This window comes from Azospira sp. APE16 (assembly GCF_047901315.1).
Classification (GTDB): domain Bacteria; phylum Pseudomonadota; class Gammaproteobacteria; order Burkholderiales; family Rhodocyclaceae; genus Azospira; species Azospira oryzae.
In genome coordinates, this window is record NZ_CP179682.1 from 3263409 (window position 1) to 3280520 (window position 17112).

General features: G+C 61.2%; 18 protein-coding genes. 2 read left to right on the forward strand and 16 right to left on the reverse strand.

The genetic code is table 11. The features are described 5' to 3' along the window. Window positions 1-38 precede the first annotated feature (38 nt). The 10 genes from ACLSSQ_RS15570 to ACLSSQ_RS15615 form a co-directional block, all read right to left on the reverse strand. Window positions 39-4670 (reverse strand): DUF6701 domain-containing protein, encoded by a 4632-nt coding sequence (locus ACLSSQ_RS15570; protein ID WP_416243186.1) that lies wholly within the window; start codon window positions 4668-4670, stop codon window positions 39-41. A gap of 24 nt (window positions 4671-4694) precedes the next feature. Then, window positions 4695-5174 (reverse strand): hypothetical protein, encoded by a 480-nt coding sequence (locus ACLSSQ_RS15575; RefSeq protein ID WP_416243187.1) that lies wholly within the window; start codon window positions 5172-5174, stop codon window positions 4695-4697. Further along, entirely contained in the window at window positions 5171-5995 is an 825-nt protein-coding gene (locus ACLSSQ_RS15580) for a type II secretion system protein (protein ID WP_014236386.1), read from the reverse strand. The genes ACLSSQ_RS15575 and ACLSSQ_RS15580 overlap by 4 nt, the downstream gene beginning before the upstream one ends. Next, window positions 5992-6594 carry a type IV pilus modification PilV family protein gene (locus tag ACLSSQ_RS15585; RefSeq protein ID WP_416243188.1) on the reverse strand — a complete coding sequence of 201 codons (603 nt, stop codon included), beginning with the start codon at window positions 6592-6594 and terminating at the stop codon, window positions 5992-5994. The genes ACLSSQ_RS15580 and ACLSSQ_RS15585 overlap by 4 nt, the downstream gene beginning before the upstream one ends. Next, window positions 6581-7021 carry a GspH/FimT family pseudopilin gene (locus tag ACLSSQ_RS15590; RefSeq protein ID WP_416243189.1) on the reverse strand — a complete coding sequence of 147 codons (441 nt, stop codon included), beginning with the start codon at window positions 7019-7021 and terminating at the stop codon, window positions 6581-6583. The genes ACLSSQ_RS15585 and ACLSSQ_RS15590 overlap by 14 nt, the downstream gene beginning before the upstream one ends. 113 nt (window positions 7022-7134) lie before the next feature. Beyond that, window positions 7135-7581, reverse strand: coding sequence for a type II secretion system protein (locus ACLSSQ_RS15595; RefSeq protein WP_416243190.1), 447 nt, complete (start codon window positions 7579-7581; stop codon window positions 7135-7137). 24 nt (window positions 7582-7605) lie between these two features. Continuing rightward, window positions 7606-8136 carry a prepilin-type N-terminal cleavage/methylation domain-containing protein gene (locus tag ACLSSQ_RS15600; RefSeq protein ID WP_416243191.1) on the reverse strand — a complete coding sequence of 177 codons (531 nt, stop codon included), beginning with the start codon at window positions 8134-8136 and terminating at the stop codon, window positions 7606-7608. Next, complete coding sequence (locus ACLSSQ_RS15605; RefSeq protein ID WP_416243192.1) at window positions 8133-8621, reverse strand: hypothetical protein; 489 nt, start codon at window positions 8619-8621, stop codon at window positions 8133-8135. The genes ACLSSQ_RS15600 and ACLSSQ_RS15605 overlap by 4 nt, the downstream gene beginning before the upstream one ends. Before the next feature lie 53 nt (window positions 8622-8674). Then, window positions 8675-9907: a type II secretion system F family protein gene (locus ACLSSQ_RS15610; RefSeq protein ID WP_416243193.1), complete on the reverse strand. Its 1233-nt coding sequence runs from the start codon at window positions 9905-9907 to the stop codon at window positions 8675-8677. Window positions 9908-9909: 2 nt separating this feature from the next. Then, on the reverse strand, window positions 9910-11580 hold the full coding sequence (locus ACLSSQ_RS15615; protein WP_232058805.1) for a GspE/PulE family protein: 1671 nt from the start codon (window positions 11578-11580) through the stop codon (window positions 9910-9912). 124 nt (window positions 11581-11704) lie between these two features. Here ACLSSQ_RS15615 and trmL point away from each other — a divergent pair, with 124 nt between their 5' ends. Further along, window positions 11705-12169, forward strand: coding sequence for a tRNA (uridine(34)/cytosine(34)/5-carboxymethylaminomethyluridine(34)-2'-O)-methyltransferase TrmL (trmL, locus tag ACLSSQ_RS15620; protein WP_416243194.1), 465 nt, complete (start codon window positions 11705-11707; stop codon window positions 12167-12169). Window positions 12170-12181: 12 nt separating this feature from the next. Here trmL and ACLSSQ_RS15625 read toward each other — a convergent pair whose 3' ends face one another. The 6 genes from ACLSSQ_RS15625 to ACLSSQ_RS15650 form a co-directional block, all read right to left on the reverse strand. Further along, entirely contained in the window at window positions 12182-13177 is a 996-nt protein-coding gene (locus tag ACLSSQ_RS15625) for an NAD(P)H-dependent glycerol-3-phosphate dehydrogenase (protein WP_416243195.1), read from the reverse strand. 14 nt (window positions 13178-13191) lie between these two features. Beyond that, a complete protein-coding gene (locus tag ACLSSQ_RS15630) occupies window positions 13192-13641 on the reverse strand; it encodes an SH3 domain-containing protein (protein WP_232058906.1) in 450 nt (149 codons plus the stop codon). Between the two features lie 49 nt (window positions 13642-13690). Then, the gene (secB, locus tag ACLSSQ_RS15635; RefSeq protein WP_014236376.1) at window positions 13691-14155 is read right to left on the reverse strand and encodes a protein-export chaperone SecB; all 465 of its coding nucleotides are present in this window, start codon (window positions 14153-14155) and stop codon (window positions 13691-13693) included. A 36-nt stretch (window positions 14156-14191) separates the two neighbouring features. Continuing rightward, window positions 14192-14458, reverse strand: a complete 267-nt coding sequence (gene grxC / locus ACLSSQ_RS15640; protein ID WP_014236375.1) for a glutaredoxin 3 — start codon at window positions 14456-14458, stop codon at window positions 14192-14194. Window positions 14459-14468: 10 nt separating this feature from the next. After that, a complete protein-coding gene (locus ACLSSQ_RS15645; protein ID WP_014236374.1) occupies window positions 14469-14882 on the reverse strand; it encodes a rhodanese-like domain-containing protein in 414 nt (137 codons plus the stop codon). Window positions 14883-14957: 75 nt separating this feature from the next. Next, complete coding sequence (locus tag ACLSSQ_RS15650; protein ID WP_172974818.1) at window positions 14958-15266, reverse strand: ArsR/SmtB family transcription factor; 309 nt, start codon at window positions 15264-15266, stop codon at window positions 14958-14960. A 374-nt stretch (window positions 15267-15640) separates the two neighbouring features. Here ACLSSQ_RS15650 and ACLSSQ_RS15655 point away from each other — a divergent pair, with 374 nt between their 5' ends. Then, window positions 15641-17101: a peptidoglycan DD-metalloendopeptidase family protein gene (locus tag ACLSSQ_RS15655; protein WP_152090904.1), complete on the forward strand. Its 1461-nt coding sequence runs from the start codon at window positions 15641-15643 to the stop codon at window positions 17099-17101. Window positions 17102-17112 lie beyond the last annotated feature (11 nt).

The window sequence follows — 17112 nt, forward strand, 5'->3', positions numbered from 1 at the left end:
CAATATATGGGCCTAATTACTATGAATTTTTACCCACATCAGTAGTTCTCCCGGTAATACAGGTAGGCCCCCCGGTTCAGGCCAAACGCCGCTCTGGCTGACGGATCCCGGTCAAACAGGGCACTGCCATCCCAACGCCCTGTCATATAACTCATGGCAGCAGAGCTAGTTGCCGCACAGTTGGCATCGCCACCCAAATCCACACAGACACGGAAAGTGGAGCGCAAACCGGGAGAGGCAAAGCGCAAGCGCCCCTTGCCCGCGGCAATCTGCGTCACGGTTGGCGCCCCCAGGGTTGCAGAGGTGTCACCAGCCACCCTGGCCGAGGCTACGTTGGTTGGCTGAATCGTGGTGCAGTTGTCCTGGGCATTGAGCACGAAGGCCAGGCCGTTCCAGAACCGGGCTTCCATGCCGACAGACAGGGGCAGCAATTCGGAGCCATAGGCCGTCGTCAGTTGCAGCAAGCCGAAACGGACCGCCGTCGTCGCCAGCTTGGCCCGCTCATTGCTGCCGGACTGGTCGGCATCCAGATTCAGCGCCGTCGCTGCCAGCGAAACACCATCCTGGTCCCGGGGAACTGCGCCAATGGTGAAGCTCGCGTAGGGCCCGTCAGCGGTTGCCGCGCGATTCAATACGAGGTTGCCGGCAATCGTTGCAACCCCGGCACACCACCGATTGGTCGGAGACCCGCTGCAGGCAGTAGAGACTGTGCCGGGCGTAAAACCGAGGCGGGTTCCGCCCCCCCCGGGAAAGACCGTGGCACTCCCGGTGGCAGGATTATCCAAGGCCCAGAGATTGAAGTTGTTGCTATCCAGGGGGGAGGCGCCGGCTGCCGCCAGCCAATTACCCATGGTCAAGCGGGAATAGCCGCGGCCAAAGTCGTAGTTCTCCGTGGTAGAACCGCCAACAGCCTTGGCCGCTATGGAGAAGCCAAGTCCGATGGGTTCCCCCATATAGGTGAAACCATCCAGGTTCCGGTTGCTGCAGGTCGTCAGTTCGCTGCGGTTATCAAGAGCAACGGCCGACAACTCGAAATGATCGGGGATGAAACGCCCCCAACTGGTGGCGGACGGCGTCCCGATGTTGCAGCCGTACTTGCCGTTACTCAGCGTATTGGAGGTGCTATTGACGATGCAGTCATCCCGCCCGTTTTGGTCAACGGTCGTGAAGGCATTATCGATCAGCGCATCCACCGGCAAGGAGAAATAGCCAACTTCCCGATACTGACAGGTACCACTGGCAGTTCCCGAAGAAGTGTCTGCCGCTGAAAACGCGCACGACAGGGGTGCAGGGGAAATGGCACCACTACTGGCCACATCGACGACATTGGCGGTGACGATACTGGGGGTTCCGCTGTAATTGCTACTCGGACTGGCCGTCGCCGAAAGGGAAAAATCTGAGCCGGCCTTCACGGTCATGGCTGCACCGGCCCCATTGCTTGAAGCCACCAGATCCGTGCTGCCAACCTTGGCTGTAACGTTGGTCAGCGAAAGGGGGCGGATGGCAAAGGTATCGGAGGAGCAGGCAGTGGTCGTGCTGTCCTTCATCCGGACCAGGACGTTGCTGTAAGCCGAATTGATCTTGAAAGTCGGCGACAACTTGAAGCCCTTGTCGGTCGAAGTAAACGACATCGTCGTCGAGGCAAAACTGGACTTGGCCGAACAAGTTGCCGCTTGGTTGGCCGTCGTACTGTTGTCGATCAACTCCACGGTGACAGTCTTGTTGGAGGTCAGCGCGTAGTTGGAGTCGATACCGGTCCCAGCACTATTCAAGACGGCGATATTCAATGCGAAATCAACGCCGACAAGCTTGGTATAGATGTGGGCGCCGGCCTGCTGCACATTGATATCCGTTCGGGCCATGGCGCTGTCGATGGCATTGAATCCGCTTGCCGTAGTGCCATTGGGCGGGATGATGCTTTGAGCGCAGACCCGTAGGCCGGATATTTCATGGATATTGGTTGAGGACCCGGTGGAGCCGGTAAAGGATATCTGCCAGTTGTCCGGCACCGGGACCTGGGCGGTGGTCGGGGTAAAACCTGGGGCATAGGCATCAAAGGGGGCCAGAAGATTTACATAACCAGTGGTCGGACAAAAATCGGTACTGCAACTGGTATCCCGATTCACCTGAATCTGGGCCGTCTTGTTGGCTGTCGTGTAGTTTCTGGCGTCAATGACCACTTGATAGTAGTACCCGCGGGACGCCACCGAGGATGTGCGGTTGTCAATGGTATTGCTTCCGCTCTGCACTGCAGAGCGGGCCAGATAGGGGTAGCCCAGGCTGTAGAGATTGGCCGGCGTAGTCGCAGCGTATGAACCGCGCACGGCAACCACTTGGCTGAAGTAGCCCGGTCCATCTATACGCCCCTCAGTGGGATTGGTGTAGTTGCCAAACTCGTCGAAGCCGACGCCGATCCAACCTCCGGCAAAGCCAACGATCCCAGACTTCTGTGCATACCCCAGAGAACCACCAAACGCTCCCGGATTCGGCGCCACACTGTAATCGGACAGAGTGACGGCCAGACCATCCGCACCGCTACCGTTATAGGCAAACTGCCGGAATTCCACGGATATGTAGTTACCGGCCGCAGGGAAAATGGCCCCCAGGGTTGCGGAGGTAGCCTCGTTGGTATTGTTGTCCGTCAGGCGCAAACGGCCACTGACAAATGACGGCGTATAACTGCGCGGCCCCAGCGTACTGACCGTCCACTTTGAATTGAAGATACCGGAGGTCAGATTGGAACCGGTGAAACTGTCGCAATAGCAGGTGACGCCGGACGGGACAAACGGGGGAACAGAGCACTGCCCCGGATTGGGAGAGCCGGGCTGGCCGGTCACGAAACTGCCGAACAGCGTAAGCCCGGACAGGCTGACGCTGTTCGCCGTATAGGAACTCAAGGCCAGCACCGGAGATGTCCACGCACCGCTGGCGTACCTGCTTCCGGCGAAAGTGGACACCTGGGCACCACCCAGAATGTCGGCAGCAACAAACTGGAAAGTTGCATTGTAGGACCCGCCGCTGGGTAGGGAGGTAAGGGTGTCTCCGCTAACGCCAAGAGTCCAGTAGCGATTCACATCCATCAGGGGATTGATACCGGAGGTGTTGATCTGGGGATGCTGCCCCTTGGTCGTGCTCCCGGTCAGGGTGCCCCCGCTGATGCCGGCAAACCAGGGGAAGGCAATGGTCATGGGGGCATAAGCGCTGGTATCGCCAATGGGATAGGTGCAGGTGGCGTTATAGGGCGGGAAGCTCAGGCGCAGATTGCCGATGACGTAGCTGGCGGCGCTGCCGCCGCTGATGCTGGCCGGGCAATAGGTTCCGGTAACTGCCAGCACATAGCTGCCGGCAGTGATGTTTCCCGAAGTCAGGGTCAACGTGCCGGGCACCGTGACATTGCGGCTCAAGGTCACACCGGCGCTGTTGTTCATGGTCATGTTGCCCAGGCTGGAATCCGAGCTGCCGCCAATGGTCTGGGCCGAGGTGCCATTGAAGATCCAGCTGGTATTGGGCAGGGCGATACTGCCGTTATTGGTCAGCGCCCCCTTGACGTTCAACGTCGAGTAGTTGGATGAAGAAACCGTGCTGCCGCTATTGACGGTAAAGTTGGTCACCACATTCTGGCTGTTGTAGAACGTGGCGGCCTGGGTACCCGCTTTCTGGAAAATCAGATTGGTGACGGTCAGCGCATTTGAACTGGTCAGGTCGCCACCGACGTTGAAAGTCGTAGCCGTTAATGGCGCATTGGAAGTGGCAGTCCCGCTCACCGTCATGGTGCCGGCCGTCAGGCCGGCGCTGCCGTTATTGTTTAGGTCGCCGCTGACGGAAAGCGCAGCGCGCACAGTCATCGGACTACTGCTGGTCACATTCCCCGTCACCGTCAGATTGTCGACGGTAAAGGCCGACCCCGTGTTGGAAACGCTGCCGCCGGCAGTAATGTCGAAACTGCCATTGTTACCGTTATCCAGGATAGAGCCGGAATTGGTGATATTGCCATTCACCGTCAGCGTCAAGGCCCCAGTCCCCACCTTCTGGGTCAGGGAACCGGAATTGATGGTCAGGGAGGCAACCGTACTGCTGGTGTTGAAGGCAACCGCGTGGTTATTAATGGTGGCGCTGTCGATACTGGTGGGGGGGCCGTCACCCGAACTTACACAATTCCAGGTGGCGGCGGCACTCCAATCCCCTGCATTGGCTGAAACACAGTTTCGTGGAGCCACAATAATGGCGCCAACTAACGTATAGGTTGGACTCGCACCGCTAGAACAGCCATCATTGTCGTAGGCGATCGCATAGACGTTGTACGTCCCTTGCGATGCAGGGGCAGTGATATTGAACGTCTCGCTGTAACTGCCTGAAGAATTATGATTTGGATTGTCATAACAGGCATATGCGGAGGCGGCAGGCGCCGATGCCGCAATAGCCCAACGTGTACCACGCCAGCGACTACTTCCAGTGGAGTTTGTAGTCACGTTCACAGTCAGAGCAACCGTGGCCCCAGAAGCAACAGTGACACTGGCTGTCGCGTTGACCGATGCCCCCGTGATAGTCCGGTTCGCCCACGCGAGGTCAACAACGAGAAACGAGGCGAGAACGAGCAACAGGCACTTAAACGCCTGCTTCCATTGACCCAAGAAACGAAACTGGGTTCGACTCAAAGCGGTCTGTTTCATAACGACACCTTAGTCATTCTTGCGCTACGGGGGGCACACTGGCGTCACACCATCTACGGCACAGCCGGTTGTCACGCGAACCTGCCGTTCCACGTAGTCATTACCAACTGCTTCAATTCCATCGCAAGAGCCGGAGCTAGGCACGTTGCAAGCCGTGGACGTAATCTCATAGACATTAACAGCCGAACCACTTTCGTCTGTACTGGCCACACGTTCGCAGACCACACTGGCCACAAACCCGGCAAGCTCAGTCCCGGCAAATGTGATATCGGTCCCGCCACCACACTGACCGGCCCGCAACAACTGAAACAGCCCCCACTCAGCGCCGGCCCGGGCCGCCTGGTATGCCCGCGCCCCTTGCACATCCTGGGCGCTGCCCCGGTTCTGGGCCGAGGTCAGCCATAGCATGTAGGTTGCCAGGGCGGCAAAGAGAATCAGCAGAAACACCGCGGCGATGATCGACACCCCGCGTTGCCGCTGACGACCAGGCAGAACGGGCTTCATGGCACGTTGCTCACATGCACCTGATGCAACAGGGTCACTGACTCGCCGGCTTCCTCCAGCGTCAGGGACATGGAAACGACGCCCATACGGGTATTGGCCACATTGGCATCGTAAGTCATGGTGCAGGCATTGGCGCGATTGGCTACCCGATCGGCAAGCAGTACCGGCGCCACGCCGGGAGGGGTGGGCTGGACCGCCCCCACCAGGGCGTAGCCCGAATAACGGCGCAGCAACCCGGCATCCGGATTACATTCATAGGTCACGCGCTGGTTCACGATGAAGAAGCGGGCGCCGGGAGAAGGAACCGGAAAACGGAAGGCTGCAAACTGAACCACACCGGCAGGGGTAATGCCCGTGATGGGCACCATGTTGTTGCCGGTATAGGCATCCGCCCCCGAATCCGTCCCCAGATTGGCAATGGCGACATGGTCCCCCGCCTGAAAAACCGGTGGAGTACCCAGTACGTCGAAGCCGTTGGTGTCCGCTATGCCAAATTCCAACGGATTGCCACCACCGGCTGCCGTCGGATCAGTACGGTAGCGCCCACCAACTCGGGTCTGCAGAAACTCCAGGTAACGCACGTTGCCGACGGCAGTTATGCGGATGCTGTTGGGCAGAGCCAGGCGCAAATCCCGCGCCATGCGGCGCAGGGCGGTGTCCGCAGTGTCCGTCAGACGGGCCCGGCGCTCCGTATCGAAATAGCCTTCGATGGGAATCCGGATGAACATGCCCACCAGCGAGCCGGCAATCCCCAGCAGTACCATGGCGACAATGGCTTCGATCAGGGTGAAGCCCCGCTGACGATGACGCGCCTGACTCATGGCGACACCCGCGGCGCATGACGGGTACGGTAACCATCGAGGCTGATCCGCGTGTTGTTGGGCCCCGTCACCGTGACATTGACCAGCAGAGACTCCGTCGCCGAGATGCCGGCGATACCGAGTTCAGAAATGGTCACCGAGGCCTGATAGCCTGCGGGTGCGGCAATACCGGAAGAAAGATCGGTTGCGGCAATGTTCTTCGGCGTACCAAAGGCATCAACATAATCATTGACGTTGTCGAACGGACGCGCCTCGGTCACTCCGGAGAAAGTATCCGGCCCCACACTCTCGATCAGTGCGGGAGTGCACTGGGCCGTGTTGGTGGCCGAAAGAAAATTGGGATCCTGGGGTTGGCAAAAGGTGAATCCGGCGGAGGTAATTTCTTCCATCAGGGATTCGGCCAGAGCCAGGGCCTGCTTTTGCGGCAGGGGGTCGGCACTGAAGCGAAAGGCAGTACTCATCGCGGACAACAATCCAACCACCCCGACTCCCACCACGAGAATGAACACAATTGTTTCGATGAGAGTGAAGCCCCGCCCCTCAATGGAGGCCTGGGTGATTGTTAGCAGCCCCCTGGGCCGTGCATCAGTAGTGCACATACCCGGTCTCGCCTTCGATGCTCAGGGAAAAATTCCCTTCATCGGCAGTTATATTCAACTGTACTGTCGCCGTCGGCGATAAGCGCCCCAAAGGGTCAAACCGCAGGGTATTCCCGGCGGGAAAACCTCCCAGCGTGACGCCGGAGGGGATAGGCAAAACGTAATTGCCGCTACTAGTTGGATGGGCCAGGTCCTGATCACAAGCGCCACTGGCCGCAAATTTGGATTTGCTGACGGAAATTCCCGTGCCGTTATCTGCGACACACACTGTGCGTCGCTGCGCCACTGCGGTACGCCTCGCTTCCTGTAGCAGTGACAGCAACTGGTCAGAAAACCCCCGGGCAGAAAAACCGTGCCTGCCGTCGAACTTGGGAATGGCAAAGGCAGCCAGAATGCCGAGCACGATCATCGTGGTGACCAACTCCACCAACGTAAACCCTCTAGATGATCTCATGCCTGGGACACCCTTAAGAAAACGGCCCGAGACATGCCCGGGCCGCCCTATTGCCCTAGTTACGGGCACCCACCAGCCTGTACTTGTTAGTTGCAGGCGTTGGTAGCGGAATAGTTGGAAGTATAAGTCGGCACCTGGCCCGCCGTTGCCGGAGCAGTGTAGGCGATGGAGCAGGATGCCGGAGTCGCTGCTTTGTCATGCTGAATCCGAGTGCCAGACACCTTAATTTCGGGGCTCAGATCCATGGCTTTGGCAAGCTCAGTTGCACTGGAAGCATAGCCGTTCAGCGTCTGCACCGTACCGCCGGGAACCGCCACAGTGCTGGAGCCGGAAAGATTACCCGCTGCTGCCGCCTTGCCGTAAATCATGGAATTGGCACCACGCATGGAGCCTTCAACACCGGCCATCACCGCCTTGCGGGCATCGCTGCCCAGGTCGATGAACTTGGGCAGGGCAGTTGCAGCCAGGATACCCAGAATGACGATCACCACGATCAGTTCGATCAGGGTGAAACCTTTTTGTTGGCTTTTCACAGTAAAGACTCCTTTAGAAAAAAACTACAGACATTCAGAATTGTTGATCGCAGTACCAATGACCGGTGCGATGACAGCAGTACCGGAAATTTGTGCCGACTGATAGGTGAACTGGCAATTGGTGCCGGTACCGCCTGGAACTGCAATGGTCAGGGTAGCGGCTGCTCCGGCGCCGCCACCGCTGGTCACGTAATCCACCCCGGCGCCAGCAGCCGCCCCGGCCAGCAAGCCAGCAGCTGCAATGATGCCGTTGGCGTCAGCCGTCGGATATTGGGCTACCCCGGTAATATTGACGCCTTCCATCGGGACGTTAATTACGCTGGCATCGGACGGGCAAGCACCACCGTTTCCTGCACGAGCCAGACAGGTTGCATGAAACAAGGCAGAGGCAGCACGTACAGAAGCCATGGCTCCCTGTAACTTGGCTTGGCGCGCCTGCACCTGCAGATTAACGAAACGAGGCAAAGCCGTAGCCGCCAGAATACCCAGGATAATGATCACCACGATCAATTCGATAAGGGTAAAACCTTTCTGCTTGGCCTTGATCAACTTCACTGCTTTCTCCCTGCGGGTGAAACCGCATAATGTTTTGGCAACCACTCGCACGCACATTGGCCGGTAAGGCGCATTCCTTCAAAAACTCGTCCATGGGGCGGGGACTCTTGGTACACCGCGGCAATTGTGAACTCTACGCTGCCGGACGTCATTTCGCTTGTGAAAAAGTTCTCGGAGAACCTTGGCTGATAAAGGATTTTCTTCCGCTGCACATCAAAATACCAAGCCCCAGCTTGTAAGTTGCGATCATTCCCGGAGATTACACCCGCATAGGAAGAAACCGCCCCATGCAAAGCAGGGAAAGGATTCTCTGTTGCCAAATGCACCAAGGCCCCATCACCCTCCACTCCGATGCGGGCCGCAGCCTCTAACCATACACCGGCTCGTATAGTGTCCAGTACAGAAACCACAGCTGTTCGCTCGACCGCCATCTGCACTTCTCGAAATCGGTACAGCAAAGCCGCCAGCAATACCAAAGCAACCACTAGAACGACCAGCAGCTCAAAACGGGAAGCCCCCCAAGCCCGGTGCCTCATTGTTATCCGCGCTTGAAGGCAACCCTGCCCAGGTCCCAGATCGGCAGGAAGATGCCCAATGCCAGAATCAGCACCAGGATGCCGAGAGCGACGATGAGAATGGGCTCAATCTGTTGGGACAGGTTTTTCAGTTCGTATTCCACCTCCCGCTGATACATGTCCGCCACCTCTTCCATCATGTCGTCCAAAGCACCGGACTCCTCCCCGACAGCCACCATCTGCAGCACGATGGGAGTAAATACCCTGGCACTGATGGCGGTACGCAGGACGGACTCACCCCGCTCCACGCCTTCGCGCATTTTCTCGATCTTGTCCGCGATGAAGACATTGTCCACCGTCTGGGCCACCACGCTCATGGCCTGCACAACAGGCACGCCGCTACGCACCGCCAAAGCGAAGCTGCGGGAAAAGCGAGCCAGGGTGGCCTTTTCCACAATCTTTCCGGCAATGGGGACCCGTAGCTTGGTCCGGTCCCACAGGTAGCGCCCCACAGGTGTCGCCACCCAGGCGCGGAAGGCGAATACGATCCCGATCAATCCCGCCAGCAGGTAGGGCCAATCGGCCACCATGAAATCGGAGAAATTGATGAGCAACTGGGTCATGAAAGGCAACTTGGCATTGAAGCCCTTGAAGACCTGGGCGAAAGCAGGAATCACCCAGATATTCACCACCACAATGGCAATCGCCATGGCCGCCACGACAAAGCTTGGATAACGCAGGGCCGACTTCACCTGGTTGCGCATGAACTGCTCGAAATCCAGGTGGTAGAAGAGACGGAGGAATATCTCCTCCAGCCGACCGGTCATTTCCCCCACCCGCACCATGGAGAGATAGAACGGGGGGAAAACAGTCGAGTGACGCGCCAGAGACGCGGACAACTCACGGCCGGAATCCAGGCTCTCCCGCACTTCCTGCAGCAACCGCTTCATGGCGCCGTTGCTGCTGGATTCCTGCAAGCCGGCCAAGGCGCGCATGATCGGCACGCCGGCCTTGAGCAAGGTATAGATCTGGCGGCTGAAAAGCAGCACGTCCACATGACGGACTTTTTCCGCAAACAGGGTCAGGTTGAACTTGAGGCCGCCCCCGTCCTCCTGCCTGGGAGCCGGCTTGATTTCCAGCGGCGTAATCCCCTGCAACAACAGTTGATCGGCCACGGCCGAGGCAGACATGGCCTCCAGGGAGCCATTGACCAGGCCACCGCCGCTGCTGCGGCCCCGATAGCTGAAATTGGCCACGCTCAGTCTTCCGTCTGGCTGGCCACGCGCATGGCCTCGTCAATGGTGGTACGGCCCTGACGGGCCAGGCGTACCGCATCCCGGCGCAGGGTGTTGCCGCCCATCTGCTTGCGGGCTGCCTGCATGAAGATGGAAGGATCGTCCTGATTGGTGGCTTCCACCACCTCGCTGGTCATTTCCAGCATTTCCCATACACCGGTACGCCCCTGGTAGCCGGTTCCGCCGCAGTGGGGACACCCGGTACCCTTCTTGAAGTGGTGACCGTCGAGTTGCTCGCCCAGTTCATAACGCAGCCACTCGCGCTCGTGGGGCTCCGGCACATGGGGCGCGGCACAGGAATCACAGATCACGCGCACCAGACGCTGGGCCAGGACCAGTTGCAGAGACAGGGCCACCATGTAGCGCGGCACCCCCATGTCGAGCAGGCGGATAGGCGTGGAGATGGCATCGTTGGTGTGCAGGGTGGACAGCACCAGGTGGCCGGTCATGGCGGCCCGCATGCCGATTTCGGCCGTCATCTGGTCGCGCATTTCGCCCACCAGGATGATGTCCGGATCCTGGCGCAAGGCCGTACGCAGCACCCGGTCGAAGGAAAGATCGATTTTTTCGTGCACCTGCACCTGATTGATGCCCGGCAGCCGGTATTCCACCGGGTCTTCCACGGTGATGACCTTCTTTTCCGTGGTATTCAGTTCGGACAGGGCCGCATACAGGGTAGTGGTCTTGCCGGAGCCGGTGGGTCCGGTGACCAGGACGATGCCGCTGGGACGGTGGATGGCATGCCGCAGACGGTCCAGGATATGGGCCGGCATGTGGATGTTGTCGAGGCCGAGGATACCGTTGGACTGGGCCAGGATCCGCATCACCACCGACTCGCCGTACTGGGTGGGCATGGTGGAAATCCGCACGTCCACCGGATTGTTGCGCACCTTGATGTTGAAGCGTCCGTCCTGGGGCAGGCGCTTTTCGGAGATGTCCAGGCCGGACATCAGCTTCAGGCGCAGGGCCACGGCAGTGGCGATTTTCGGGTCGGCCTCGGTCTGGATGTGCAGCACGCCGTCGATGCGGAAGCGGATGCGCAGGCGCGCCTCCTGGGGCTCGATGTGGATGTCCGACGCGCGGGTGCGCAGCGCTTCCTCGAACACGGTCTGCAGCAGCTTCACCACCGGCGCATCTTCGGCGCCCGGGGTCAGCCCCAGCAATTCGCCGAATTCGATGGGCATGTCGCCCAGCTCGGCCTGCAGTTCCTTGGCCAGGCCGGAGATTTCCTCGGTGCGCCGGTACAGGCGGTCGATGGTGACCAGCAGCTGGCTCTCGGTCACCACCGCCAGCTCGATATCCCGCCGGACGAGGCGGACGATTTCGTCGTAGGCCAGCAGGTCGGTGGGATCCACCAGACCCACCAGCAGGGCGCTGCCCCGATCTTCCAGGGGAATGGCGCGGAAGCGGCGAGCCTGGGCCTCGGGCAGCAGCTTGGTGAGGTCCGGCTTGACGTTGAAGGTCTTCAGGTCGAAGAAGGGGATGCGCAACTGGCGGGCCAGCGCCTGGGAAATCTGCTCCTCGCTGACGTACCCCCCATCCACGAAAATGCGGCCCAGCTTGCGGCCAGTCAGCTTTTGCTCTTCCAGGGCCAGCTTGAGCTGTGCTTCGGTCAGCAGCCCTTGCTGAATCAACAGGTCACCGAGTCGGATTTTCTCCGGCCGCGCCATAAAATCTCCAATCTGCTTTAAGATTGACGCTTAATTTTTTGAACTATAGCGCTTTTTTACCAACCAACCCAAGCCGCATTGTGCCTTCGTGACCGCCATCATTCTTTACCAGCCCGAAATCCCGCCCAACACCGGCAACATTATTCGCCTTTGCGCCAATACTGGCTGTGAATTACATCTCATCGAACCTTTGGGATTCGATCTTTCGGACAAACAATTGCGGCGGGCGGGGCTGGACTACCACGAATATGCCAAAGTCACACGCCATGGAGACTGGCAGAGCTGCCTGGTAGCCATGGCGGGACGGCGTCTTTTCGCCCTATCCACCCGCGGCGGACAACGTTACGACACGGTGCGATATCGGCAAGACGATGCCTTCGTTTTTGGTCGGGAAACGGCAGGTTTGCCTGAGGAAATCCTGGGCCAGTTTGCCCCGGAGCAACGACTGCGCCTGCCGATGCTGCCGGACCAGCGCAGTCTCAATCTTTCCAATGCCGCCGCCGTGATGGCGTTTGAAGTTTGGCGGCAACTGGACTTTGCCGGCGGCCGTTAGGTCATCGGCAAATCAGCCCTGCTCGGGCTTGGGGTCCCGGGAAAGCAGCTGGCTCACCGCCTCGGCGGCCGGCAGGTCGTGGTGCAGCACCGCATCCACCGCGGCAGTGATAGGCATGTCGATGCCCAGGCGACGGGCCAGTCCGGCCACCTCGGCGGCCGTGCTGACGCCCTCCGCCACATGCCCCAGATCCACCAGGGTCTGGGCCAGGGTCTTGCCCTGCCCCAGGGCCAGGCCGACCCGGCGGTTGCGGGACAGGTCGCCGGTACAGGTAAGGATCAGGTCCCCCATCCCCGCCAGGCCCATGAAGGTTTCCCGCCGCCCGCCCAGGGCCTCGCCGAGACGGGCGATTTCGGCCAGCCCCCGGGTCACCAGGGCCGCCCGGGCATTGAGCCCCAGGTCCAGGCCGTCGGCGATGCCGGTGGCAATGGCCAGCACATTCTTCACCGCACCGCCCACCTCCACCCCCACCACATCATCGTGGGCGTAGATGCGCAGACGCAGCGTATGCAGCTGCCGCGCCAGGCGGGCCGCCAGTTCCCCATCGGCGGAAGCCAGGGTGATGGCCGTCGGCTGCTGCCGCGCCACTTCATCGGCAAAGCTGGGTCCGGAAAGGGCGCCACAGGGATGATCGGCGCCCAGCTCTTCCGCCACCACCTGGTGCGGCAGCTTGGCGGAACCAGCCTCCAGGCCCTTGCAGGCCCACAGCACGGGTACCGTGCCGGCCAGGCCGGCAGCCTTGAGGCTGCGCAGGGTGGGACGCAGACCGACCAGGGGCGTCGCCACCAGCAACAGGTCCGCATCGGCGGCGGCCCAGGCCAGGTCGGAGCCGACCTCCAGCCCCTCGGGGAACGAAGCGCCGGGCAGGTAACGGCTGTTAGCCCGCTCCCGGGCCATGATCTCGGCCTGGGGCTGCTCCCAGGACCACAGACGGACCCGGTGGGCCGGAGCAAAGGCGATGGCCAGCGCGGTTCCCCAGGCGCCGGCACCTAGAACGGCAATATTCATGGATGGATCAATACTTAAAGGCCCCAGACCTGGTTGGCCCGGAGATAGCCGGTCTGGCCGTCGCGATGCCGGACTTTGGCCCAGCCGGCCGGACCTGCTTCGAGAAGCTCGAGGGCAACCCCCTTTTCCGCCTGGAACGCCAGGGGCGAGGCGGTATCGGCGGCCTGGTGCACCTCGGCCCGGTCCGCCGTCACCTGCAGGGTACGGCGATCGGCCAGGGCCGCCCGCTCAATCCAGGCCAGCCCGCCGGCCGCATCCCGGACCTTGGCCCAGCCTTCCAGATTGACCACCACTTCCACCGGGGTATAGCGGCGGATGATGAACTGGGGCACCCCCTTCTTCGAGGGCGAATCGTAGAGGATGGCGGCAGCCGAGCCTTCGCCCGGCTCCACCGAACGGTAGTCAGCCGCCTGGACGGCCAGGACCGGCAGGCAAAGAAGCAGGGCACGCGACAAAACCGTCATCCAAGAAGATACGCGCTGGCACATGTCCTACCTCCGGCTGCCGGTTGAATTACTGGATGGGAACTTCGTTGGCGCCAGCCTGCTGGGCTTCGGCCTGACGGGCCATGTAGAGGGCCTCGAAATTGACCGGCTGCAGCACCACGGGGGCAAAACCGGCGCGGGCGATGGCGCTGGAAACCACTTCCCGGGCATAGGGGAAGAGCACATTGGGGCAGGCGATGGCCAGCAGGGGCTCCAGGTTTTCTTCCGGCACATTGCGGATCTGGAACACGCCGGCCTGGCCGGCTTCCACCAGGAACACGGTCTTGCCGTCTTCCAGCTTGGCGGTGACGGTGACGGTCAACACCACTTCGAACATGCCGTCGCCCAGACCGGAGCCTTCGCTACGCAGCTGGATGTCCACCTGGGGGGAGGTCTGCTCCAGGAAAATCTGGGGCGCATTCGGCACTTCGACGGACAGATCCTTGACGTACAGCTTTTCGATGGCGAAAACGGGGGATTCGGCTTGGCTCATGGTTTGGATTTCCAGTGATTCGGTTGAAAGGGAGACTCAGGACTCGTCGGCCAGCAGGGGCACCAGCCCCCCGGCACGGTCCAGGGCATAGAGGTCGTCGCAGCCGCCGACGTGGGTGTCGCCGATGAAAATCTGGGGCACGGTACGCTTGCCGCCGGTCTTTTCCATCATTTCCTCGCGGCGGGCCGGCTCCAGGTCCACCCGGACCTTCTCGATTTCGGCCACGCCCTTGCTCTTGAGCAGTTGCTCGGCGCGGATGCAGTAGGGACAGACGGCGGTGGAATACATCAGAACACGTTTCATGACGGACTCCTCAGGCCTTGCCGCGGGACAGGGGCAGGCCGGCCTGGGTCCAGGTGCCGACACCGCCGGAGAGATTCACCACCTTGGCAAAACCGACCTTGCGCATCTGCTCGCAGGCCTTGGCGGAACGGATGCCGGAAGCGCAGCAGACCACGATGGCCCGGTCCTTGTACTGGTCCAGGGAAGCCAGGTGTTCGTCCAGCTTGTTCAGGGGCGTGTTGCGGGCATTGGGCAGGTGGCCGGTGGCGAACTCGGCCGGATCGCGCACGTCGATCACCAGGGCATCTTCCCGGTTGATCAGCAGGGTGGCATCGGTGGCGGAAACGGCCTTGCCGCCATTGCCGCGCAGCAGGGAAACCACCAGGGCCAGGCCACTCGCCAGGACCAGACCGACCAGAAAAGCGTTCTGCTTAATAAAATCCAAACCAGACTCCGTAAGGGGTGATGAGGGGAAAACGACTCGGGGAGATTACCGCAACCACGCCCCCCAGGGGTGATTCTAGTGGCCGCTGCCCTGGGGCACGCCGCAGAAGACCTCGCGCATCATGCCGATCAGTTGCAGGGTACGGGCGTCGCCCACCCGGTAATAGACCCGGTTGGCGTCCTTGCGCGTCAGCAGCACGCCCTTCTCCCGCAGGATGGCTAGGTGCTGGGAAATATTGCTTTGGGAGGTACCGACGGCATCGACGATTTCCTGCACGCAGGCTTCCTGATCGCCGACCACGCAGAGTATCTTCAGGCGCAAGGGATGGGCGATCGCCTTCAGCGCCCGGGCGGCCAGTTCGATATGTTCCTGCTTTTCAATCAAGTTAAAGGAAGCTTCCACCGCGGCACTTCTCCAGTAAAACCCGGGCTGGCGAACGGCTGCGTCGGGCGCGGAAGCTCCGGACAGGCTCGTGGCTGGGGCGAAATCATTATAAAATAATCCATTAATCTAGCCTACCGAGTGCCGGCTCGATTTAATCCACATCAACCGTCTTTGCAGTAGTGCGGTCAAAAAACCTCTCCCCACCCCCAATCTGGCCACAGCCCCATGTACAGGACCGCATCGCCGCAGCGCCCCCTGACCTGCCCCACTCTCCACTTTTCGCGGGTAATGCCAGGGTGAGCGGCACGCGGCATTCCAGCACATCCACCTCGCCACGGCCAAGCGGCCTCGGGCGAACCCTTCTGCTGGCCCTGTTGGGAGGCCTGGCCCTGTACCAGTCCGCCACTCTCGCCGCCACGCCGGCGACCAAACCCGCCACTTCCAGCAAAACGCCCGCCAAGGTGGTGGTACAGAAGGCGCCGCTGAAAAAGTCGGCACTGCCGGCCAAGGCGCCTGCCAAAACCACGACCAAGCCTGCGACCAAGGCCGCGCCGGGCAAAGCCCCGACCAAAGCCGCCAGCACGCCGCGCAAAGCAACGGCGGTTGCCGCCGGCGTGACGGCCGGCGCCGTTGCCAATCCGGAGCATCAGGCGGAAAGCAGCAAGGCCGACCTGAAGGAGCTGCAGGGCCGCATCGACAGCCTGCGCAAGGAGGTGGCCACCGCCGAGGAATCCCGGGCCGACGTGGCCGACCAGCTGAAGGATGCGGAAAAGGGCATCTCCAACCTGTCCCGGGACCTGCGCCAGCTGTCCGGCCAGCGGGGCAACCTGCAGAACACCCTGCAGCAACTGGCCAGCCAGGCCCGGGAACTGGAAGGCACCCTGGCGGGCCAGCGCACCCAGCTGGAGCAGCTCCTGATCCGTCAGTACATGGAAGGGGGCGAGGGTTCCGACTCCCTGCGCCTGCTGCTCAACGGCGACAACCCCAACCAGATGGCGCGGGACCTCTACTACCTGTCGGCCGTGGCCAAGGCGCGCACGGCCCTGCTGCAACAGATCGGCAGCACCCTGAAGCAGAAGAAGGCCCTGGCCGAAGACACCCGCAACCGGGAAACCGAGCTGGCCGAGGTGGAAGCCAAGCAGAAGGAGCAGCACCAGCAGCTGCTGGCCCAGAAGAACCAGCGCCAGGCCACCCTGGCCAAGATTTCCCAGCAGATCGAATCCCGCCGAAAGGAAATCGGCGCCCTGCAGCAGGACGAAAAGCGCCTGACCCGCCTCATCGACGGCCTCTCCCGCATCATCGCCCAGCAGAAGGCCCGGCCGCCCAAGCCCGAAACCAAGCCCCGGGCGCCGGCGGAACGGCCCGCCGGAAGTGGCGGTCAAACACCCGGCATCGACAACGACAAGACCCCCGACGCAGGCCTGGCGCGCTTCTCCGGGGACTTCGCCCGCCTCAAGGGCTCCCTGCGCCTGCCGGTGCGGGGCACCGTCAGCAACCGCTTCGGCACTGCCCGCCAGGAAGGCAGCACCTGGAAGGGCCTCTTCATCCGGGCCGCAGCCGGGGGTGACGTCCATGCCGTGGCCGCCGGCCGGGTGGTCTTCGCCGACTGGATGCGGGGCTTCGGCAACCTGCTGATCCTGGACCACGGCGACGGCTACCTGACCATCTACGGCAACAACGAATCCCTCTACAAACACGTGGGGGAAACGGTGAAGCCGGGCGAGGTTGTCGCCGTCATCGGCAACAGCGGTGGCAACCCGGAATCCGGTTTATACTTTGAACTTCGCCATCAAGGCCAGCCGCTCGACCCGCTCAAATGGGCGAGCTTGAAGTAGGAGACTTTTTG